Annotated in this window: 20 protein-coding genes; 9 read left to right on the top strand and 11 right to left on the bottom strand. The window is 73.3% G+C overall.

Translation table 11 applies throughout. The features are described 5' to 3' along the window. The first annotated feature begins 48 nt into the window (after positions 1-48). From WAB14_RS09355 to WAB14_RS09345, 3 genes are all read left to right on the top strand, one after another. Positions 49-765, top strand: a complete 717-nt coding sequence (locus WAB14_RS09355; protein ID WP_340269649.1) for an L-ribulose-5-phosphate 4-epimerase — start codon at positions 49-51, stop codon at positions 763-765. Next, complete coding sequence (gene araA, locus WAB14_RS09350) at positions 762-2252, top strand: L-arabinose isomerase (protein ID WP_340269314.1); 1491 nt, start codon at positions 762-764, stop codon at positions 2250-2252. The genes WAB14_RS09355 and araA overlap by 4 nt, the downstream gene beginning before the upstream one ends. A gap of 156 nt (positions 2253-2408) precedes the next feature. Next, positions 2409-2846: an iron chaperone gene (locus WAB14_RS09345; RefSeq protein ID WP_340269313.1), complete on the top strand. Its 438-nt coding sequence runs from the start codon at positions 2409-2411 to the stop codon at positions 2844-2846. Between the two features lie 61 nt (positions 2847-2907). Here the strand turns inward: WAB14_RS09345 and WAB14_RS09340 are convergent, their stop codons facing one another. The 3 genes from WAB14_RS09340 to arfA form a co-directional block, all read right to left on the bottom strand. Then, positions 2908-3885 carry a sugar phosphate isomerase/epimerase family protein gene (locus WAB14_RS09340; RefSeq protein ID WP_340269312.1) on the bottom strand — a complete coding sequence of 326 codons (978 nt, stop codon included), beginning with the start codon at positions 3883-3885 and terminating at the stop codon, positions 2908-2910. Between the two features lie 129 nt (positions 3886-4014). Next, entirely contained in the window at positions 4015-6186 is a 2172-nt protein-coding gene (locus WAB14_RS09335) for a PQQ-dependent sugar dehydrogenase (RefSeq protein WP_340269311.1), read from the bottom strand. 170 nt (positions 6187-6356) lie between these two features. Next, on the bottom strand, positions 6357-7883 hold the full coding sequence (gene arfA, locus WAB14_RS09330; RefSeq protein ID WP_340269310.1) for an arabinosylfuranosidase ArfA: 1527 nt from the start codon (positions 7881-7883) through the stop codon (positions 6357-6359). 130 nt (positions 7884-8013) lie between these two features. On the opposite strand from arfA, the gene WAB14_RS09325 reads away from it, so the two are divergent. Beyond that, on the top strand, positions 8014-8946 hold the full coding sequence (locus WAB14_RS09325; RefSeq protein WP_340269309.1) for an NAD(P)H-binding protein: 933 nt from the start codon (positions 8014-8016) through the stop codon (positions 8944-8946). A 23-nt stretch (positions 8947-8969) separates the two neighbouring features. Next, complete coding sequence (locus tag WAB14_RS09320) at positions 8970-9695, top strand: CPBP family intramembrane glutamic endopeptidase (RefSeq protein ID WP_340269308.1); 726 nt, start codon at positions 8970-8972, stop codon at positions 9693-9695. A gap of 91 nt (positions 9696-9786) precedes the next feature. Here WAB14_RS09320 and WAB14_RS09315 read toward each other — a convergent pair whose 3' ends face one another. The 3 genes from WAB14_RS09315 to WAB14_RS09305 all read right to left on the bottom strand — a co-directional run bounded on the left by WAB14_RS09315 (position 9787) and on the right by WAB14_RS09305 (position 12867). Further along, a complete protein-coding gene (locus WAB14_RS09315) occupies positions 9787-11742 on the bottom strand; it encodes a PA domain-containing protein (RefSeq protein ID WP_340269307.1) in 1956 nt (651 codons plus the stop codon). Between the two features lie 193 nt (positions 11743-11935). Next, positions 11936-12286 (bottom strand): TraR/DksA family transcriptional regulator, encoded by a 351-nt coding sequence (locus WAB14_RS09310; protein ID WP_340269306.1) that lies wholly within the window; start codon positions 12284-12286, stop codon positions 11936-11938. Next, complete coding sequence (locus tag WAB14_RS09305; protein WP_340269305.1) at positions 12283-12867, bottom strand: TetR/AcrR family transcriptional regulator; 585 nt, start codon at positions 12865-12867, stop codon at positions 12283-12285. Before WAB14_RS09305 ends, WAB14_RS09310 begins: the two co-directional genes overlap by 4 nt. 22 nt (positions 12868-12889) lie before the next feature. On the opposite strand from WAB14_RS09305, the gene WAB14_RS09300 reads away from it, so the two are divergent. Together WAB14_RS09300 and pdxY are read left to right on the top strand one after the other, a co-directional pair. Next, the gene (locus WAB14_RS09300) at positions 12890-14092 is read left to right on the top strand and encodes an MFS transporter (protein ID WP_340269304.1); all 1203 of its coding nucleotides are present in this window, start codon (positions 12890-12892) and stop codon (positions 14090-14092) included. Further along, on the top strand, positions 14089-14937 hold the full coding sequence (gene pdxY, locus WAB14_RS09295) for a pyridoxal kinase PdxY (RefSeq protein WP_340269303.1): 849 nt from the start codon (positions 14089-14091) through the stop codon (positions 14935-14937). The genes WAB14_RS09300 and pdxY overlap by 4 nt, the downstream gene beginning before the upstream one ends. 19 nt (positions 14938-14956) lie before the next feature. Here the strand turns inward: pdxY and WAB14_RS09290 are convergent, their stop codons facing one another. Beyond that, positions 14957-15469 carry a cupin domain-containing protein gene (locus tag WAB14_RS09290; RefSeq protein WP_340269302.1) on the bottom strand — a complete coding sequence of 171 codons (513 nt, stop codon included), beginning with the start codon at positions 15467-15469 and terminating at the stop codon, positions 14957-14959. A gap of 303 nt (positions 15470-15772) precedes the next feature. Between WAB14_RS09290 and WAB14_RS09285 the strand changes: the two genes are divergently transcribed. Further along, positions 15773-16195 (top strand): DUF1810 domain-containing protein, encoded by a 423-nt coding sequence (locus tag WAB14_RS09285; RefSeq protein WP_340269301.1) that lies wholly within the window; start codon positions 15773-15775, stop codon positions 16193-16195. A 172-nt stretch (positions 16196-16367) separates the two neighbouring features. Here WAB14_RS09285 and WAB14_RS09280 read toward each other — a convergent pair whose 3' ends face one another. From WAB14_RS09280 to WAB14_RS09265, 4 genes are read right to left on the bottom strand one after another with little or no spacing between them, the layout of a single operon-like run. Then, positions 16368-17231, bottom strand: coding sequence for an ABC transporter permease (locus WAB14_RS09280; protein ID WP_340269300.1), 864 nt, complete (start codon positions 17229-17231; stop codon positions 16368-16370). Then, positions 17228-18205 (bottom strand): ABC transporter ATP-binding protein, encoded by a 978-nt coding sequence (locus WAB14_RS09275; RefSeq protein ID WP_340269299.1) that lies wholly within the window; start codon positions 18203-18205, stop codon positions 17228-17230. Before WAB14_RS09275 ends, WAB14_RS09280 begins: the two co-directional genes overlap by 4 nt. Then, positions 18202-19320, bottom strand: coding sequence for a hypothetical protein (locus tag WAB14_RS09270; RefSeq protein WP_340269298.1), 1119 nt, complete (start codon positions 19318-19320; stop codon positions 18202-18204). The genes WAB14_RS09275 and WAB14_RS09270 overlap by 4 nt, the downstream gene beginning before the upstream one ends. After that, complete coding sequence (locus WAB14_RS09265; RefSeq protein WP_340269297.1) at positions 19304-19912, bottom strand: sigma-70 family RNA polymerase sigma factor; 609 nt, start codon at positions 19910-19912, stop codon at positions 19304-19306. The genes WAB14_RS09270 and WAB14_RS09265 overlap by 17 nt, the downstream gene beginning before the upstream one ends. A 106-nt stretch (positions 19913-20018) precedes the next feature. On the opposite strand from WAB14_RS09265, the gene WAB14_RS09260 reads away from it, so the two are divergent. Beyond that, complete coding sequence (locus WAB14_RS09260; RefSeq protein WP_340269647.1) at positions 20019-20687, top strand: LiaF transmembrane domain-containing protein; 669 nt, start codon at positions 20019-20021, stop codon at positions 20685-20687. The last annotated feature ends 24 nt before the right edge of the window (positions 20688-20711 follow it).

Here is a 20711-nt window from a genome sequence, read left to right as displayed (position 1 = left end):
TAACGTTCACTTGTGAACGTTCACACCAGCCTCGTCGAGGAGGAGCCCGTGCCCCCCGCCACCGTCGACCTCTCCCCGGGCACGGACCTCGGCGCACGCGTCGCCGCCGTCCGCGCCGACGTCACCCGCCTCCACGGCGAGCTCGTCCGCTACGGCCTGGTCGCGTGGACCGCAGGCAACGTCTCCGGGCGCGTGCCCGGCGCCGACCTCTTCGTCATCAAGCCGAGCGGGGTCTCCTACGACGAGCTGACGCCCGAGGCGATGGTCGTGTGCGACCTCGACGGCGCCCTCGTGGAGGGCGACCGCTCGCCCAGCTCTGACACCGCCGCGCACGCCTACGTGTACCGGCACCGCGCCGACGTCGGCGGCGTCGTGCACACGCACTCGACGTACGCGTGCGCGTGGTCGGCCGTCCGTCGCCCCATCCCGTGCGTGCTGACGGCGATGGCCGACGAGTTCGGCGGGGAGATCCCGGTCGGCCCGTTCGCGCTCATCGGCGACGACTCGATCGGCCGCGGCATCGTCGAGACCCTCGAGGGACACCGTTCGCGCGCCGTCCTCATGGCGCAGCACGGCGTCTTCACGATCGGCTCCGACGCGAAGGACGCGGTGAAGGCGGCCGTCATGTGCGAGGACGTCGCCCGCTCGACGTTCCTCGCCCACCAGCTGGGAACGCCCGAGCCCCTGCCGGCCGAGGCCGTCGACAGGCTGTTCGAGCGGTACCAGAACGTCTACGGCCAGGGAACCGAGGGAGACCCCCGATGAGCGCGCGCGAGATCTGGTTCGTCACCGGCAGCCAGGGCCTGTACGGCCCGGAGGTCCTCGAGCAGGTCGCGGAGCAGAGCCAGCAGGTCGCCGCGCTGCTGCACGGGTCCGGCGCGCTGCCCGCGGACCTCACGTGGCGCCCGGTCGTCACGTCCTCCGAGGGCATCCACCGGCTCGCGACCGACGCCAACGCCGACCCCTCGTGCGTCGGGGTCGTCGCGTGGATGCACACGTTCTCGCCCGCGAGGATGTGGATCCGGGGCCTCGACGCCCTGCAGGTGCCGCTGCTGCACCTGCACACGCAGGCCAACGAGTCGCTGCCGTGGTCGAGCATCGACATGGACTTCATGAACCTCAACCAGGCCGCCCACGGCGACCGGGAGTTCGGCTACATCCAGTCCCGGATGGGTGTCGTCCGCAAGACCGTCGTCGGCCACGCGTCCGACGTGCACGTCACGGCGCGCCTGGCGGCGTGGACCCGCGCCGCCCTCGCGTGGCACGAGGGCCGCCGGCTCACCGTGGCCCGCTTCGGCGACACCATGCGGAACGTCGCCGTGACCGAGGGCGACCGCACCGAGGCCCAGTGGCGCCTCGGCGTCACCGTCAACGCCTTCGCGGTCGCCGACCTCGTCGCCGCGGTCGACGGCACCTCCGACGCCGAGGTCGACGCCCTCGTCGGCGAGTACGAGGACACCTACGACGTCGTGCCCGAGCTGCGCCGCGGCGGCGGGCGGCACGAGGCGCTGCGCTACGGCGCCCGCCAGGAGCTCGCGCTGCGCGGCCTGCTCGGCGACATCGGGGCGAAGGCGTTCACCACGAACTTCGAGGACCTCGCCGGGCTGCGGCAGCTGCCCGGTCTCGCCGTGCAGCGGCTCATGTCCGACGGCTACGGCTTCGGCGGGGAGGGCGACTGGAAGACCTCGGCCCTGCTGCGGATGCTCAAGGTCGCCGGCGAGGGACTGCCCGGCGGCACCTCGTTCATGGAGGACTACACGTACCACTTCGGGCCCGGCGAGCCGCTGTCCCTCGGCGCGCACATGCTCGAGGTCTGCCCCACGATCGCCACGGGGACCCCGCGCGTGGAGATCCACCCGCTCGGGATCGGCAACCGCGAGGACCCGGTCCGGCTCGTCTTCGACGCCGAGCCCGGTCCCGCGGTCGTCGCGTGCCTGTCGGACCTCGGCGACCGGTTCCGGATGGTGGCGAACGAGATCGAGGTCGTCGTGCCGCCCGAGCCGCTGCCGCGGCTGCCCGTCGGGCGCGCGGTGTGGAAGCCGGCCCCGGACCTTCGCACGTCGGCCGAGTGCTGGATCGTGGCCGGGGGCAGCCACCACACGGTCCTGTCGAGCCAAGTCGACGCCGAGGTGCTCGCCGACCTCGCGCGCATCACGCGCACCGAGCTGGCGCTGATCGACGCCGACACGCGGCCGGCTCGCTTCGAGCAGGAGCTGCGCTGGAACGAGGCGTACCACCGGCTCGTGCGCTGAGCGACGGGGACGACCGGCCGCGGAGTGGGACGACCTGTCGCCGACAGGGACGTCTCCGGGCCGGTTCCGACTACCGGCGTCCCAGTCGGCCCAGGATCGTCCCAGTCGTGGCCGACCGGCGTAGCGTCCCGCCCACAGCGAGGGAGAGGGGTCGACGTGGCCGACGACGAGGAGACCTCCGGGGGCTTCAGCGCCGCCGAGCGCGAGGCGATGAGGCGACGCGCGGAGGAGCTGAGGGTGGAGAAGGGCGGGGCGAAGAAGGCGGACGCCCTGCAGGCGACGCTCGACGCCATCGCCGACATGCCGGACGCGGACCGGCAGCTCGCCGAGCGGGTGCACGCGATCGTCACCGAGGTCGCCCCGCACCTGCAGGCGCGCACGTGGTACGGCATGCCGGCGTACGCCGACGGCAAGCAGGTCGTGTGCTTCTTCCAGGCCGCTGCGAAGTTCGACGCCCGCTACGCCACGCTCGGCTTCAACGACGCCGCCCGGCTCGACGACGGGGTGATGTGGCCGGTGACCTTCGCGATCACCGAGTGGACGGACGAGGTGCAGGACCGGGTCGAGGCGCTCGTGCGCCGCGCCACGGGCTGAGCGTGCGACGGCCCCGCACCCACGAAGGGGTACGGGGCCGTCGCCCGTGGCCGGTGAGGCGTCAGACCGAGGCGCGCACCGAGCTGAGGTAGTTCCAGCCGACCCGCGCCGTGGTGAGCGGGTCGACGTCGGGCTGGTCGTTCTCGACGATGTACTCCTGGACGCGGTGGTCACCGAAGATCAGCGGGAAGTCGATGAACCCGGTGCCGACGTCGGCGAAGGCCCGCTCGGACGACGTGCCGGCGTCGCGGTCCTTCACGTGGTACTGGAGCGTCTTCTGCGGGGCCGCCGCGATGACGTCGCTGGCGAACCGGCTCGCCGTCGCCTCGGTCGCCTGGCCGCTGAGGATGCCGCCCGTGACCGCCCAGTACAGGTCGACCTCGAAGTGGACGAACCGCGGGTCGAGGCGCTCGGTGAGGATGTCCCACGCGTTGGAGCCGTCGTCGAGGGTCTCGTACCACTCGTGGGCGTGGTTGTGGTAGCCGTAGCGGAGCCCGTACGTCCGAGCCACCTCGGCCTCGGCGTTCATCGCGTCCGCCCACGCGCGCCACTGGTCGGACGACTGCGACCGGAGGTACGGCACGACGCTGAAGCGCTGCCCCAGCGTGCGGGCGTCCTCGAACTTCGCCCGCGCCGCGTCGAGATCAGCGCTGAGACCCGAGTGCGCCGACGTGGCGGAGATGTCGTAGGAGTCGAGCAGGTCCTTCATCTCCTGCGCGCTGTAGCCGTACGTGCCCGCGAGCTCGACACGGCGGTAGCCGTAGCCGGACAGCGAGGCGAGCACGTCGGCCACGGTCGTGCCGTTCGTGATCGACCGCAGGGTGTACATCTGGATGCTGATCTTGGCGTCCGGCACGGGCGAGCCGGGCCCGAGGCCGTTGCCGGTGCCGGGTGCGGCGAGGGCGGGGCCGGCGGCGAGCGTCGCCGCTCCGCCGACGAGAGCGGCGCCGAAGCCGCGAAGCACGCCGCGGCGGTCGAGACCGCCCTGGCGCTCGGCCACCTCACGGACGGCCTTGTGGCCGTCGAATCCGAAGCACATGTCGTGGTTCCTCTCAGGGTGCAGTGGTGGGGTCGGTGCGGGGGTGACGACGTGGCGGCGGTGCCACGGCGGTCGCGGCCAGGGACCTCGGTGGTCCCTGGCCGCGACCGCCTTGTCGTGCGGGAGCGGTCAGCCCACGGGGACGAGACGCACCTGGTCGGTCCCGGTCTGCGGCGGGATCGCACCCGCGCCCGGGTCCGTGTAGCTGGCGACGAAGACCGCGCTGATCTCGTCGACCTCCGGGTCGTGACCCTGCGGGAGCGAGGTCTGGATCGTCCCGGTGCAGCCGGACGCCGTCGTGATCGGGTGCCCGTGCTGGTCGTGGCCCACGATGTAGGTCACGGTGACGGCGTCGCAGTCGACCGGCTGGTCGTCGGAGACGGTCACCTCGTAGCTGATCGTGTCGCCCCAGCTGAAGGTGTCGCCGTTGCCCGGGGTGACGAAGTCGACGACGGGCGCCTGCCCGCCCACCGAGATCTCGACGTACGTCGACGCGCTGCGCTTGCGGTCCTTGCCGCCGACGTCCGTCACCTGGAGGCTCGCCCGGTAGTAGCCCGGCTCCTCGTAGGTGAACGACGCGGTCGCGGAGGTGCTGTCGACCGTCCCGTCGGAGTCGAAGTCCCACGCGTACTTGAGGCGGTCACCCTCCGGGTCGCTCGACCCCGTGCCGGCGAAGTCGACGGTCAGCGGCGCCTCGGACCCGGTGACGGGGTCGGCCTCGATCACCGGCTGCGGGCTGCGGTTGCCGCCCTGGCCGATGAAGTCGAAGCGCGACAGCTGCGCGTCGGGGTTCTGCCGGAAGTACCCGTCGCCGTACTCGAGGACGTACAGCGCGCCGTCGGGGCCGAACTCCATGTCCATCGGGTTGTCGAAGACGAGCGACGGGAGGACGGAGTCGATCTCGACGATCTCGTCGGCGTCCTCGTCGAGGGTGAACATCTTGACGTAGTCACGCGTCCACTCACCGAAGAGCGGGTGCCCGATGTACTCCTCGGGCCAGGCGACGGACGGACGGCCCTTCATGAGCCCGCGGACGCCGGGCTCGACCCCGCGGTAGACGTCGCCGGCCATCGGGCCGATCCCGCCGGTGCCGAGCTCCGGGAACTCCGCGCTCGCCCCGAACTGGTACTCCAGCTCGCTGTCGGCGACCGGCGGCAGCTGCACGAGGCCGGTGTTGTTCGGCGACTCGTTGACGGGAGCGGCGCAGTCGAACGGCTCGCCGCTCTCGCCCGTCGCGAAGTCGTAGTCGACGTAGGGGGTGGTCGGGTCGACGCAGTACGGCCACCCGAAGTTCTCCCCGCCCTCGACGACCATCCACCGGCCGGTCCCACCGGGCCCGCGCTCGGGGTTGGCGAAGCGCGCGTCCGGCGAGTAGTCGCCGACGAACAGCAGTCCGGTCTCCTGGTCGAGCTCGATGCGGAAGGGGTTGCGGAAGCCCATGGCGAAGATCTCGGGCCTCGTGCCCTCGGTCCCGGGGGCGAACATGTTGCCCTCGGGGATCGTGTACCCGCCGCCGTCCGTCGGGGTGATCCGAAGGATCTTGCCGCCGAGGTCGTTCGTGTTCGCCGAGGTCCGCTGGGCGTCGTACGCCGGGTTGCGGTCCTCCCGCTCGTCGATCGGCGTGTACCCGCCCGAGGAGAAGGGGTTGGTGTCGTCGCCGGTGGACAGGTAGAGGTTGCCGTCGGCGTCGAAGACGATGTCGCCGCCGACGTGGCAGCAGATGCCCCGGTCGACGGGCACCTGCATGATCTTCTCCTCCGTCGACAGGTCGAGCTCGTCGCCGACGAGCTTGAACCGGGAGAGCTGGAGGTAGCCCTCGTAGGGCTCGAAGTCCTCGGGCTCGCCGAAGGCGGGCGCGTCGCCCTCGTTGACGTTCGGCGTCAACGGGTCGTCGAGCGGGGTGTCGAGCACGGGCGAGTAGTAGAGGTAGACCCAGTTGTTCGTCGCGAAGTCCGGGTCGATGGCGACGCTCTGCAGTCCCTCCTCGTCGTGGAGGTACACGTCGAGCTCGGCCGCTGTCGTCGTGAGGCCGGAGACCGGGTCGTGCAGCCGGACCTCACCGGCCCGTGTCACGTGGAGCACCCGGAGGTCCGGCAGGACCGCGAGGTCCAGCGGCTCACCGGGAGTCCGGTCGATGGTCACCTTGTCGAAGGCGCTGTCGGGGGGCAGGTCGGCGTCTGCGACGTGACCGGAGTGGAGCGGGGCGACCGTCGTCACCGCCGGGGCCGAGGCCCCGAGGGAGAGGACGAGCGCTCCGGCGGCCACGGCGGTCACACCGACCCGCAGGGGAGTTGTCGTCATGTGGAGTGTCTCCTCGTCGTCTCTGACAGGCAGAACGACGACGAACCTATGGACGGAAGGCCACTTCGGTCAAGCATGCGTCAAAAGTCATGTGTGATGCCGCACAAGCCGCGCGTTACTCCACTGGAAGACAGCAGGTCACGAGCAGTTGGCGTGCCGTGACCTTCAGGTCAGCCCAATCGCACGACCGCCCACGACAGCGGGGGGAGGCGGAGCGCCAGCGCGCCGCCGTCGACCGTCACGCCGGCGAGCCGGCGCAGTCGCACCCGCTCGGGGCCGGTCGCGTCGTTGCGCACGTGGCGGTCCTGGCCCTCCTCCGCGGCCAGCACCTGCGCGTCGACGACCCGCAGCGACCCGAAGTCGAGCAGGTCGGCGGTGAGGGTCGACGTCTCGTCGACGGAGCGGTTCGCGACGAACAACGACAGCGACCGCGAGTCCTCGTCCCACGTCGCGCTCGCGTCGACGACGGGCACGTCGCCGTACGCGTCGGACTCGTGACGGTCGCCTCGGCTCCGGACCGCGAGTACCTCGCCGACCGCGTGGCGGCGCACCTGCTCGAAGGGGTGGGCGATGGTCTGCTTCCACGCCGCCCCGCCCGGCTCGCTGCGCAGCAGGCCGATGACGTTGACGAGCTGCGCCTGGCAGCCGATGGCGACGCGGTCGGAGTGGCGGAGCAGCGAGTTGAGGAGCGTGCCGACGACGACGGCGTCGGTGAGGGAGTACTCGTCCTCGATGACGCGGGGCGCGACCGCCCACTCGCTCGTGCCGGCGGCGATCTCGCTCGCGCGGTAGCGGCTCTGGTACCAGACGTTCCACTCGTCGAACGAGATCGTGATCGTCTTCGAATGCCGGCCGCGGGCCCGGACGGCGTCGGCGGTGGCGACGACCTCGTCGACGAAGGCGTCCATGTCGGCGGCGCACGCGAGGAAGTCCGCGAGGCCGTGCGGGCCCTCGTGCTCCTCGTAGTACGCGTGCGCCGAGATGTGGTCGACGACGTCGTACGCCTCCTCGAGGACGACCCGCTCCCACTCCCCGAACGTCGGCATCGAGCGGCTGGAGCTCCCGCACGCGACGAGCTCGACCGACGGGTCGACGAGGCGCATGGCCCGCCCGGTCTCCGCGGCCAGCCGGCCGTACTCGTGGGCGGTCTTGTGCCCGACCTGCCACGGCCCGTCCATCTCGTTGCCGAGGCACCACAGCCGCACCCCGTAGGGATCTGTGTCACCGTGCGCCCGCCGCAGGTCCGACAGCCGCGTGCCGCCGGGGTGGTTGGCGTACTCCAGGAGGTCGCACGCCTCCTGCACCCCGCGAGTGCCGAGGTTGACGGCCATCATCGGCTCCGTGCCGACGAGGTCGGCCCAGCGCACGAACTCCGACAGCCCGAACTCGTTGGTCTCGATCGAGCGCCACGCCCGCTCGAGGCGGCGCGGACGCTCGCCCCGCGGGCCGACGCCGTCCTCCCAGTCGTAGCCTGACACGAAGTTGCCGCCGGGGTACCGCACGACGGTCGGCCCCACCTCCCGCGTGAGGTCGAGGACGTCGCTGCGGAGGCCGTGGACGTCCGCCTTCGGGTGGTCCGGCTCGTAGATCCCCGTGTAGACGCAGCGGCCCATGTGCTCGACGAAGGAGCCGAACAGCCGGGGCGGCACGGGCGCCACCGTGAAGTCGCGGGCGAGGCTGAGGTGGGTGGCAGGCACGGGCGGTCCTCTCGGCGGTGACGGAGTGGCGTCGGCCGCAGGATGCGGCTCGAGCTCCTCACGCTGCCACGACGGTCGGCCGAGGAACGGCCCGGGTGCCGTGACGGCGTATCGCCCCCATCCTGGTCACATGCCCGACACGCCCCTCGACGGCCCGCTCACCGTCCTCGTCGCGGGCGCGTCCGGCTTCATCGGCAGCCACCTCTGCGAGCGGCTCACCGAGGCCGGCCACACCGTGCGTGCGATGACCCGCCACCCGGACAACTACGACGGCGCCGGGACGCCCGTCGAGGGCGACGTCGCCGACCCCGCGTCGCTGCGCGACGCGCTCGCGGGCGCGGACGCCGCCTACTACCTCGTCCACTCCCTCGGCTCGGACGACTTCGAGGAGAAGGACGCCGAGGCGGCCCGGAACTTCGCGGCGGCCGCCGGGCAGGCCGACCTCCGGCAGGTGATCTACCTCGGCGGGCTCGGCCGCGAGGACGAGGACCTGTCCCCGCACCTGCGCTCGCGCCGCCAGGTCGAGAAGATCCTCGCCGACGGCCCGGCCCCCGTGACGGTGCTGCGGGCGGCTGTCGTCGTGGGCCACGGCGGGATCTCCTGGGAGATCACCCGCCAGCTCGTCGAGCACCTCCCCCTCATGATCACGCCCCGCTGGGTCGACACCCGCACACAGCCGATCGCGCTGCCGGACGTCGTCCGCTACCTCGTCGGGGTGCTCGGGCACCCGGATGCCCTCGGGCGCACGTTCGAGGTCGGCGGACCCGAGGTGCTGCGCTACGTCGACATGCTCCAGCAGGCCGCGCAGGTGGAGAGGAAGCGGCTGCCGCGCATCCGCGTCCCGCTGCTGACGCCCCGGCTATCGTCGTACTGGCTCGCGTTCGTCACCGACGTCGACATCCCGACCGCGCGCAATCTCGTCGACTCCATGACGAACGAGGTGGTCGTCACCGACCATGCGATCCACGACGTCGTCCCGGGCCCGACGCTGCCCTACCGGGAGGCCGTGGCCCAGGCGCTCGCCGAGCGGCGCGCCGAGGAGCGACAGCCGGCCGGACGCTGACCGGGCGCGACAGGCGGGGACGGGTGAGCGACGCGACACCGGTGTGGCGGCGGCTGCTCGCACCCCTCGCGCCCGCGCTCATCGACAAGGTCGAGCGCGACCACACCCAGCCGGACGCGGAGTTCCGGCGCCGGCGCCTCGTCGTCGCCGTCGTTCTCGTGGTCGGTGCGGTGCTGCTCGGGGTCTCGCTCGCCGTCGAGCCCGGCGACCCGGCGTTCTACCCGCTCACCCTGCTGACCGCCGGGGTGTGGGTGCTCGGCGGCATCCTCTCCGGGCCGCTCCACCTCGGCCGCATCCCGTTCCGCGGGACGCTGCGCCGACCCGTCGTCACGCCGGTCCTCCTCGGTCTCGCGGTGGCGGCGGTGTTCGTCGTCGGGGCGCTCGTCGTGCGGCAGGTGCCGCTCGCCGAGGGGTACGTCGACGACGTGCTCGCGCACTTCTTCGCCGGTGTCGTGCCGCTCGTGTGGACGGTCGCGCTCGTCAACGGGGTCGCGGAGGAGGTGTTCTTCCGCGGCGGGCTCTTCGCCGCCATCGGCCGGGAGCACCCCGTCGTCATCTCGACCGCGATCTACGCCCTCGCGACCGTCGCGACCGGCAACCCCGTCCTCGTCCTCGCCGCCGTCGTGCTCGGCGGGGTGCTGGGACTCCAGCGGCGCGCGAGCGGCGGGATCCTCGGCCCCGTCCTCACCCACGTCACGTGGTCGAGCGCGATGCTGCTCGCCCTGCCGCCGCTGTTCGGGTCCGGCTGAGGCGGCGCGCCACGCGGCGGAGCCGGTCCCGGGCCAACGGGCCGGTCCCGCGGCGCACAGGCCGCGGGACCGCCCCGCCGTCGGGCTCGTCTCAGCCCTTGCCCTGCTTCGCGGAGCCTGCGCCGTACTCCTTGAGCACATACAGGCCGCCGTTTCGGTCGGACGCGTAGATCCACGGCGACCTGGCCTGCTTGTGGATGCCCCACACGTCCTGGATGCCGCCGTTGCGGGCCTCGAACTCCGGGCCCGACTCGTGGTACCTCGCCACCTCGACGGGGTTGTACGGGTCGGACACGTCGAGCACGAGCACGCCGTCGGAGTACCAGCTGATGTACGCCTTCGTGCCTTCGACGATGACGTTGTGGCTGGAGTACGTGCCGCGCGGGTCGCACCCGTCGGCCACCGGGTCCGCGCTGCACACGGTGTTGAACGTGCTCGCGAGCACCGGGTTGGCCGGGTTGGAGTAGTCCCAGATCCGCATGCCGCTCCACCCGTTGGGCTCCACCGCGACCGTGACGGTCTCGCCGGCCGCTCCCAGCACGAGGTCCGCCGCGGAGCCGACGCCGGCGATGAGGAGCCCGGCCGAGTGGCCGACGAAGACGCCTGGCAGGTCGACCGGGTCACCGCCCATGCTGACGAGTGCATCACCGCGGGCCGCGTCGTTGAAGACGACGACGCCGTCGTAGCCGGCAGCGTCCGCGTTGTTGATCTTGTCGGTGAACGCGCAGACGCCGCGCTGGATGAGTGCGATCTGGCCGTCACCCGTGGCGGCGGGCAGCGGGTCGCCGTTGCACGCGAGACCGACGTAGACGGTCGGTCCGCTCATCTCGTCGCCCGGAAGGCTGTCGATGGGCACGGTGATGGCGCCCTCGGACGCGGCGTACTCGCCCGCTGCGGGTCCGGAGTCGATGGTGAACACGGTCTCGAAGGGGGCGAAGTCCTCCTCGCCCTCGACGACGATCGTGCCGTCGGCCGTGGGCCACACGGAGTGGCTGTTGACCTCGCCGTCCTCGCTCGCCGGGTCGATCGCCTGGGAGACGAGCGTCGCCGCCGAGCCGTCGAGGTCGCCCAGGTCGACGAGCAGGAGCCCGGCGTCCCAGTTGGCGAGGTACGCCTGCGCGCCGTCCGGTGTCACGTAGTGGTCGTGGAGGAACCGGTTCTGCGACGCCCCGTACCCGCTGAAGAGGTACGCCTCGGCCTCGATGATCGCGCTTATGTCGGTCGTCGTCGCCCAGTCGACGCCCGGGTCGAGCAGGTACTCGGCGCCGAACCACGAGACGAGCTCGACGTTCGCCGGGTCGGTGATGTCGTACACCTGGAAGCTGCCGAGCAGCCCTTCGACCTGGACGGCGTTGAAGTCGCGACCGTCCCGGCTGAACAGGTAGTTGTTGTGGACCCCGAAGTCCGTGTAGCCGAACTGCTCCCGCAGCAGCACGTTGATGTCGTCGGTCTGCACGTGGGCGAGGTGGACGGGGTGGCTCGGGTCGGTCACGTCGTAGATCTCGAAGCCGCCGGGGCCGCCGTCACAGCTCTCGTTGGAGTGGACGAGGACGTCGCTGCCGTCGCTCATGGTCGCGACCTTGACGTCGTTGATCCGGCTGCCGTCGACCGACGGCAGGTTGCCGACGTACTCGACCTTGTTGGGGTTGTGGACGTCGAAGACCACCACGCCGGGCGCGGTGCGGTCGTCGATGAGGTCGACGGCGCCGCCCTCGGCGTAGCCCTCCCCGGTGCCGCAGGGGTCATTGAAGGTGCCCAGGTAGGCGTAGCCGTCGTGCGACCACACGTCGGTCGTGCCGTCGGCCAGCAGTCGCTCGCCCCGCCCGGCGACGGCGAGGTTCTTCGTGACCTTGGCGTTCGGTCCGCTGCTGACGATGTCGTCGGACGTGGAGGCGTCGTGCTCCAGCAGGGGCGCCGCCGGGTCGGGTGGCGGCTGGATCTGCGTGGGGTCGGCGTGGTTGCCGTGCTCGTCCTCGTGGCCGGGTTCGTCGGTGACCGCACCGTCCGGGTGGGCGAAGGCGGGAGCCGTGAGGAGGGACAGCACCACAGCCGAACCTGCGAGGCCGACCCACCCCCTCCGCGTGTGTGTCGATCGGAGTCTCATCGTCGAGTCCTTCCGTCAGTGTGCCGCGGCGTCATTGCCGCAACTGTCATGGGACCCGCAGCACGCAACCACCGCGGCCGGCGCCGTGGCAACTTCCTGACGATCCGTCACCGCCGACGACACCGAGCGTGGTCGGTCAGCGCCGCCGAGCGACCGATCGCGCGCAGTCGATGCACGTGCGGGCCTCCGGCCGCGCCTCGAGCCGGCGCGGGTCGATGGTCGCGCCGCAGCGCTCGCACGTGGTCGCCTCACCGCGGGCGCGCGCGGCGACCGCCTCCTCCAGCGCCGCGCGGCTGCGGCGCACCTGGTCGAGGACCGCGGCGAGCTGCTGCCGCTCCCACGCGATGGTCGCGCCCTCGGGGTCGTGCTCGTCGTCGGCGTTCGACTGCTCGGACGCCGCCACGACCCGGTCCAGCTGCGCGAGCAGACGCTGCTCCTGGGCGGCGAGCGCGGTGAGCCGTGCGGTGAGGAGGTCCTCGTCGCTCACGCGAGACCCGTCCGCTCGAGGACGCGGTCGACGAGGGCGAGCTGCCGCTCGGGCGGGTAGCGGCGGGGGTCCGCGACGGCGTAGACCGCGAGCCCGTCCACGGCGCTCAGCACCTCGTCGGCGAGGAGCTCGACGTCGTCGTCCGTGGCACCTCCGTCGGCGTCTCCACGGCGGGCGCGCAGCTCGGCGACGAGCCGCTCCTGCGCGGCGGCGCACCGGTTCGCCAGCCGCTCCGCGAGCTCGGGGTCCTGGGCGCCGGCCTGGACCCCGGCGAGCCAGACGGTCACCTCCTGCCGACGGGTCTCGTCGAGCGGGAGCATCTCGGCGAGACCGGCCCGCGGACCCTCGCGCCGCCAGCTCGCGAGCAGCCGCGCCATCGACTCCTCCACCGCCGTGTCGACCGTCGCCTCGAGCAGGGCGCGCCGGTCCGCGAAGTGGTGGGTCACCGACCCCGTCGTGCACCCGGCCTCGGTGGCGATGCGCCGCAGGGTCGCCCCCTCGAGACCGTCGCGGGCGAGCACGCGGTAGACGGCCGCGACGATCTCCCGCCGTCGACCACCCGCGTTGACGTCGCCTGCCACGCCACCTATCGTAACAAGCGTTATGCATAACAGTCGTTACGCCTCCGCCTCCCGCCACAGCCGCACCCGCTGGTGGGGCCTCGCCGCCGTCCTGCTGTCGACGGCCGGCCTCGGCCTCGCGTACGGCATCGGCTACACCGTGACGAGCCTGCGCCTCGACTCGTGGGGCGCGCCGGGCTGGCTCGTCGGCCTGGCCGGCGCAGCGCCCTCCCTCGCCGTCGTCCTCCTCGTCCCGCTGGTCCCCCGGCTGGCCGCCCGCCTCGGCACCGTGCCGACGATGGTCGCCGGCGGTGCCATCGTCGGTGCGACGTTCCTCCTCATGCCGGTGCTCGAGGGCACGTGGTGGTGGGTGCTGCTCCGCTTCGTCTCCGACCTCGGCCTCACGCTCCCGTGGCTCGTCGGCGAGACGTGGATCAACACCGTCGTCCCCGACCGGGTCCGGGGCCGGGTGCTCGCCCTCTACGCGATGCTCCTCTTCACGGGTTGGGCCGTCGGCCCGGTCGTCCTCGAGCGCACCGGCACGGAGGTGTGGTCGCCGTACCTCGTCGGCACGGCCGCGACCCTGCTCATGTGCGTGCCGTTGCTGGCCGCGCGCAGGCTCGCACCGGCCGTCCCTGCGCACCAGGGCCTCACGCTGCGCGGGGCGGTGGCGTTGGCGCCGCTCGCGATGGCCGCCGCGGCCGTCGGCGGGGTGGCCGAGTTCGGCTGGATCTCGCTGCTGCCGAGCTATGCCCTGGACGCGGGCACCGGCACGAGCCTCGCGCTACGGCTGCTCACCGCGTTCCTCGTCGGGGGGCTCCTCCTGCAGCTCGCCGTGGGCTGGCTCGCGGACCGCCTCGACCGGCTGCGCCTGCTGGGCTCCCTCGGGGTGGCGCTCGCGGTCACGAGCACGCTGTTCGCCCTCGCGGTGGCGCGCGGCCCGGTGGCGGTCCTCGCGGCGGCCCTGCTCGGCGGGGTCGCGATGGGCTTCTACGCGGTCGGGCTCACCGTCCTCGGCGAGCGCGTCCCGGCGACGTCGCTGGCGACGGCCAACGGCGCCTTCCTCGTCTCCTACGAGGCCGGCGCCACCGTCGGACCGGTCGCCGGTGGCGTCGCGCTCGACGTGTGGCCGCCGCACGGTCTCGTCGTCCTCGTCGCGATCGTCGGTGTGGTCCTCGCCGCAGGCGTCCGCGTCGTGCGCCGACGACCGGAGCCCGGCCCGGCGCCCGTACCCTGCCGCGCGTGAACGTCCTCTCGATCCAGTCCCACGTCGCCTACGGCCACGTCGGCAACGCCTCGGCCACGTTCGTGCTGCAGCGGCTGGGCACGGAGGTGTGGCCGGTCCACACCGTGCAGTTCTCCAACCACACCGGCTACGGCAGCTGGCGGGGCCGGGTGTTCGACGGGGCGAGCATCGACGAGCTCGTCGACGGCATCGGCGAGCGCGGGGTGCTGCCGACGTGCGACGCGGTGCTGTCGGGCTACCTCGGCTCGGCCGACGTCGGCCACGCCGTGGTGGCCGCGGTCGCCCGGGTCAAGCGCGCGAACCCGGAGGCCCTGTACTGCTGCGACCCCGTGATCGGCGACGTCGGCCGTGGCGTCTTCGTGCGGCCCGGCATCGAGGAGCTCTTGCGCGACGTCGCGCTGCCCGCGGCGGACGTCGCCACGCCCAACCACTTCGAGCTCGACCTCCTCACGGGACGCACGACGACCAGTCTCGCCGAGGTGACGGCCGCGGTCGCGGACCTGCAGGCCGTCGGGCCGCGTGTCGTCCTCACGACGTCGCTCGACGTCGACGACACCCCCGCCGACGCCGTCGACCTGCTCGCCTCGGAGGGTGGTCGGCACTGGCGGGTGCGCACCCCGCGCCTGCCGCTGAGCGTCAACGGCGCGGGGGACGCCACCGCGGCGCTGTTCCTCCGGCACTGGGCGACGACGCGGTCCGCACCGGACGCGCTGGCCGCGACGACCGCGTCGGTGTGGGGTCTGCTCAAGGCGACCGCGGACGCCGGCTCGCGCGAGCTGCTGCTCGTCGCCGCGCAGGACGAGCTGGTCCGGCCCCGGCGGCTGTTCGACGTCACCGAGGTGTGAGAAGCGCTGGGAGCAGGGGTCAACCCTCGAGGCCGTAGCGGCTGACGAGCCACTCGACGGACGTCGGGTCGACGACGATGTCGTGCTCCGCGGCGACCTCCGCTATCCGGTCGAGGTCCGAGCCCTGGGCTCCGACCGACTTCGCCAGGTCCCAGAAGAAGCGCTCGAAGCCGGCCGGCGTGATGAGCTCGACGAGCCGGGCCTGCTCCTCACCGGGGTTCCAGAACGCGTGCCAGACACCCGCCGGCTTGTGCACGACGTCGCCGGGGCCCGCGGTCATCTCCTCGTCGCCGATCCGGACGCCGACGGTGCCCTGCACGACGACGCTGATCTCCACCGTGCGGGCGTGGACGTGCCACGGCGAGGCGAGGCTGCGAGGCGGCAGGACGTGGTCGACCACCGCCAGTCGACCGCCGGTCGCGGTCGCCGGCACGAGCTCGTGCACGAGGAACCCGTCGAGATCGACGCCGCCTCGCTGTCGTGCCGACCGCAGAAACGTGGTGTCGAGGTCCGTCGGTGAGGTGTCGCTCATGGTGGTCTCCGGTCTCCGAGGTCAGAGGGGGACGCCCGTGCGGACGAGTCCGGGTCGGGTGATGCGGCCGACCAGCGTCTGGCAGGAGAACCCTGACGCCCCGTGACCCGGCGCGCACGGCGTCCGACGCACGTGACGCCTGGTCCCGCGGGACATCGGTCCCGCGAGGCCCCGTCCTGTCCGAGGTGCCACCCTGGACGCCATGAGCGAGCAGCCCGACCACGAGCTCGAGGTCCTCGAGACCGACGAGACGGTGCCCCCGCGACCGGAGGAGGAGGCGGCCGACACCTACCGGGACGGGTCGTGAACGACCCCGACCTCGGACGGTTCCTCACCGCGCAGGACTCCGGCGGCACGTACGAGGCCGCCCTCGCCGAGCTGCGCGCCGGCCGGAAGCGGTCGCACTGGATGTGGTTCGTGTTCCCGCAGCTGGCGGGGCTGGGCCGCAGCAGGACCGCGCAGCACTACGCCCTCGACGGGCTCGACTCCGCCCGGGCGTACCTCGCCCACCCGGTGCTCGGCGCGCGACTGCGCGAGGCGTCCGACGTCGTGGCCTCGCTCGCCGACCCCGATCCGGTGCGCCTGCTCGGCGACGTCGACGCCCTCAAGCTCCGCTCGTCCATGACCCTGTTCGCCCACGCCGACCCGGCCGAGCCGGTGTTCCGGACCGTCCTCGAGCGCAGCTACGGCGGCGCGGAGGACGAGGAGACCCTTCGCCGCCTGTGACGGGCGCAGGGCCGGCGTCCACCAGCCCTGCGGCACAGGGGATATAGCGCCGGACAGGGCGATCTCGCGTCTACTCTCCCTGCGGCACAGGGGGTATAGCGCCGGACAGGGCGATCTCGCGTCCACCATTCCTGCGGCGCAGGCGTTGTAGCCCCAAGAGCAGTTTGAGCCGCTACACGTCGCGGCGGCTCAGCACCAGGACGGCGAGCGCGAGGACGACCGCGACCCACCCGGCGCTGTAGAGGACGAACCCCCACGCGATCGGCTCGGGACCGAGGAACGGGAACCCGCCGGCGACGTCGTCACCGGCCATCTGGAGGAGGGCGGTCGGGTCCTGGAAGGCGTTCATCGCGCCACGCCACAGCCCGTCCGTGGGCAGGAGCATCCGCGACACCGTCCCCACCCGCGCGAGGCTCTCCGGACCGAACGCCGCGCCGACCCCGCCGACGACGCCCGCGATCCACGTCGTCCCGAAGAGCCCGACGGCGACGATCCCCGACGCCATCGGCGACACCGCGGTCGACAGGAGCAGGCCGAGCGTGAGGAGCACGGTGGTCTGGAAGGCGAGCAGGAGCAGGCCCTCGACGGGGTCGGGCGGGGTGTAGCCGACGCTGAGCCGCACGACGAGCAGCTGCGCGAGGCCGGCGACCAGGACGAAGCCGCTGCCGAAGGCGGCCAGACCCAGCCACTTGCCGACGAGCACCGCGGAGCGACGCACCGGGCGGGCGAGCACCGCGAGTGCCGTACCGGACTCGAGGTCGCCGGCGAGGGAGGGACCGGCGAGGAAGGTCGTGCCGAGGGCGGCGATGAGGCTGAGCCCGAACATCACGAGGTTGAGCACGATCGACGCCGTCAGCCGGGCCTCCCCCGACGTGAGGGCGCCCCCGTCGAGCTCGAGGACCGCGAGCCGGGAGAACCCCCACGCGCTGAGGGTGAGGAGAAGCGCGGTGAGGACGACGAGCGCCCGGATGACGCGGCGGCGGCTCGTCTCCCGCAGCGTGAGGGCGGCGACCGTGAGGACGACACGGGCGCTCACGACGCCACCTCCTGCGCCGGCGTCGCACTCCGGAGGATGTCGAGGAGCCGCTCCTCGAGACTCATCCGGACGGGCTCGACGGAGTGGACCCGGACGCCGAGCGCGACGAGGTCGGCGACGAGGTCCGGGACGCGGCGGTCGTTGGCGTCGGGCTCCGCACCCGCGGTCGGCAAGGTGACGGTCACGACGTCTCCCTGCCGCTCGAGCGTCCCCACCGACGCCAGGCGCGCGAGCGCACGCGCGTCCAGGCCGCCGAGGCGCAGCCGCAGGCCGCGGCGGCCCAGCAGCTCCTCGAGGCTGCCGGACGCGGCGACGCGGCCGTGGTCGAGGACGACGACGTGGTCGCAGACGCGCTCGACCTCCCCGATGAGGTGGGAGTTGAGGAGCACGGCGACCCCCGACTCCCGCAGCCCGAGGAGGACGTCGCGGACGTCGGCACGGCCCAGCGGGTCCAGGGCCGAGGTCGGCTCGTCGAGGACGACGAGCTCCGGGCGGGCGACGAGGGCGACGGCGAGGCCGAGCCGCTGCTGCATGCCCTTGGAGAACCCGCCGACGCGGTCGTCGGCACGGTCGTCGAGCCCGACGAGCGCGAGCCGGTCCCGCTGCTCCGCGCCGGAGACGCGTGCCCCTGCGAGCCGCACGTGGAGGCGCAGCACCTCGGCCGGGGTGAGCCACGGCTGGTAGCGGAACAGCTCGGGCAGGTAGCCGACGGCGGCGCGGGACACGGGCTCGGTCGCGGGCCGACCGAGGAGCATCACCTCCCCTGCGTCGGGACGGACGAGGCCGAGCAGGCTCTTGATGACCGTCGTCTTGCCCGCGCCGTTCGGTCCGAGCAGCCCGACGACCCGCCCGCGCCCGACCGCGAACGACACGTCGTCGACGGCGGTGCGGCGCCCGTACCGCTTCCGCAGCCCGGAGCACCACACCGCGGGCGAGTCGTGGGCGGGGACCGGCACGTCCGTCCGGGCGGTCACCGGTCGCGAAGCCCACGGGCGACGGCGAGGACCTCGTCACCGCCGAGCGACCCGGCGACGGCGGTCACGACGCCGTCCTCGACCCACACGACCCCGGCCGCCGTCCCGTCGCGGGCGGTGACGACGGTGGCGTCGACCCCGCCGACGTCGGCGGTCGTCGTCGTCGCCTCGTCGGTCCCGATCGGCAGCGGCAGCGTGGCGCCGTCACCGGCGAACTCGGTGAGCGTCCGTGCCGTGCCGGGCGGGAGCCCGGGCAGGCTCGCGAGGAACTCCACGGCCTCCTCGAGCGGGACGCCCGTCGAGAACGCGGTGGGCGCGACGGCGCGGCCGACGACGAGCGCGGGCACCCCACGCGCCTCCGACCACACGCTCGCGTGACCGGGTCCGGCGACGAGGCGGAACCGGGTCCCGTCGAGGCCCCCCGGGACCGGCTCGAGGGCGGCGCCGAGCTCGGCGGCCGTCCGCGCGGCCTCCTCCTCCGAGAACGTGAACTCCGCGCTCACCTGCCCGGCGACGAGCAGCCGGGGGCTGCCCGTCACGCCCCGCGGGAGGTCGTGCACGACAGGGACGGCGAGACCCGTCGCAGCCTCCGCGGCCGCCGCACCGTCGACCTCACGGACCTCGGGCGGGGCGAGGACCTCGAGCGTGCCGTAGGCGTCGAGGTCCTCCGGCTCGGGCAGCGTGACGAGCTCGGCCCGGGTGGCGTCGGGCGCGGCGACGCGCTCGGTCCGGAAGATCGGGAGCCAGTCGCCCGCGGCGGCGGCGCCGGCGCCGGCGAGCACGGCCGCGGTGGTGACGAGCGCCGCGGCGGGGCTGCGCAGGGCCCGCCGCCAGCGGCGACGCGCCGGCACCGCGCCCCGGGGGAGGGCGGTCACCGGGGCGACGTCGTGTGCGAGGGCGGTGGAGAGCCGCTGCCACGCGGCGTCGACGTCGTCCTCGTGCCGCCCGACGGCCGGGTCGTCGAGCAGCAGGGCGGCGCGGGCGGCGTCGTCCCGCACGGAGCCGAGCGCCGCCGCGCAGGTGGCGCACGCGACGACGTGGTCGCGCTCGGTGTCGCTCACGCCGTGCGGCTCGTCGACGAGCCGTCGCAGCGTGCCGTCAGTCGGGTGTGCCATGGCGATCCATCTCCTCACGAAGGGCGGCCTCGGCCCGGCGCAGCGTCGTACCGACACCGGCGGGGGCGAGGTCGAGGGCGGCGGCGATCTCGGCGTAGCTGTGGCCGCTGTGCCGCAGGACGAGTGCGACGCCCTGGCGGTGAGGCAACCGGGCGAGCAGCGCCCGCACCCGGCGCCGCTCGTCGGAGGTGACGACCTCGTCGGCGACGTCCGGCGCGTGGTCGTGGTGCGTGGTCACGGCCTCCTCGCGGGAGGCGCGGCGGCGGTCGGTGCGCAGGTGGTTGAGCGCCGTGTGCGCCGCGGCGACCGACAGCCAGCCCGGCGCCTGGCCGGGCGGCACGTCGGAGCGTGCGAAGGAGAGGAAGACCTCCTGGGCGACGTCCTCCGCCTCGCTGCGGGCCCCGAGGACCCGTGCCGCGACGGCGACGACTCGGGGGTAGGCGGCGCGGAAGACGTCCTCGAGGTCCTCCCGCACCGGCTGCTGCCGGGCGCCCGTCGTCACGCTCCCCGTCTCCTTCCCCTGCGCGTCGGTCCGCAGCACCGGTGGCCCGGGCAGCGTCGCCGCGCTGCCGCCGTGCCGGATGAGGTCCATACCTCTACAGCACCGCCGGCCCGTCGGATGTGACGTCGTGACCTTGGTCCCGGCACGGTCGCTCCGGGCCGCGGGACGCTGACGTCCTCCGGAGGAGATGGTGACGATGGTCGTGCGGGTGTGGGTCGCGGGTCTGCTCATCACGGTCGGCGCGGTGTGGCTCCTCGACGCGGTCGAGGTGCTCGACGCAGGTGCGGTGCTGTCGCAGTGGTGGCCGCTCGCGCTCATCGCGCTCGGCCTCCTCTCGGTGCTCGCCGAACGACGCGTGTCGCTCGGCCCGGTCGTCGTGACCGTCGTCGGTGTCGTGCTGCAAGTGGGACGCCTCGTCGAGGTCTCGCTCAGCGTCTGGCTCTGGCCGACTCTCGCGATCCTCGTCGGCTCGTGGCTGCTGCTGACAGGGCTGCGTCGCAGGTCCGGCGACCCGACGGCGTCGGAGTCGGGCACCACGGTCGCCCTGCTCGGCGGGTCCGAGACCCGCAGCCGGTCTTCGCACTTCGAGCACGCGGACGTCGCCGCCGTCCTGGGTGGGGCCACCCTCGACCTCCGTGACGCCCGCGTCGCGCCCGGGGCCCGGGTCGACGCGTTCGCCCTCTTCGGTGGGGTCGAGGTGATCGTGCCGGAGGACACCCGCGTCACCCTCCACGGGCTGCCGCTCTTCGGCGGGCTCGACGACAAGACGTCCGGCAACGGCACGCCCGTCGACGGCGCACCCGTGCTCGACGTCCGGGCGACGGCGCTGTTCGGCGGCGTCGAGGTGAAGAACAAGGCCCGCTGACGGGAGTCCGACCGTCCGGTCGGC

Source organism: Aquipuribacter nitratireducens (genome assembly GCF_037860835.1).
GTDB classification, from domain to species: domain Bacteria; phylum Actinomycetota; class Actinomycetes; order Actinomycetales; family JBBAYJ01; genus Aquipuribacter; species Aquipuribacter nitratireducens.
This window is presented reverse-complemented; position numbering and strand designations above follow the sequence as displayed.

Bases quoted from the DNA above. Each gene is read 5' to 3' on its own strand.
- araA (WP_340269314.1), top strand. From the start codon at position 762: ATGAGCGCGCGCGAGATCTGGTTCGTCACCGGCAGCCAGGGCCTGTAC.
- WAB14_RS09340 (WP_340269312.1), bottom strand. From the start codon at position 3,885: ATGTGCTTCGGATTCGACGGCCACAAGGCCGTCCGTGAGGTGGCCGAG.
- WAB14_RS09335 (WP_340269311.1), bottom strand. From the start codon at position 6,186: ATGACGACAACTCCCCTGCGGGTCGGTGTGACCGCCGTGGCCGCCGGA.
- WAB14_RS09325 (WP_340269309.1), top strand. From the start codon at position 8,014: ATGCCCGACACGCCCCTCGACGGCCCGCTCACCGTCCTCGTCGCGGGC.
- WAB14_RS09300 (WP_340269304.1), top strand. From the start codon at position 12,890: ATGCATAACAGTCGTTACGCCTCCGCCTCCCGCCACAGCCGCACCCGC.
- WAB14_RS09290 (WP_340269302.1), bottom strand. From the start codon at position 15,469: ATGAGCGACACCTCACCGACGGACCTCGACACCACGTTTCTGCGGTCG.
- WAB14_RS09270 (WP_340269298.1), bottom strand. From the start codon at position 19,320: ATGGCACACCCGACTGACGGCACGCTGCGACGGCTCGTCGACGAGCCG.
- WAB14_RS09265 (WP_340269297.1), bottom strand. From the start codon at position 19,912: ATGGACCTCATCCGGCACGGCGGCAGCGCGGCGACGCTGCCCGGGCCA.
- WAB14_RS09260 (WP_340269647.1), top strand. From the start codon at position 20,019: ATGGTCGTGCGGGTGTGGGTCGCGGGTCTGCTCATCACGGTCGGCGCG.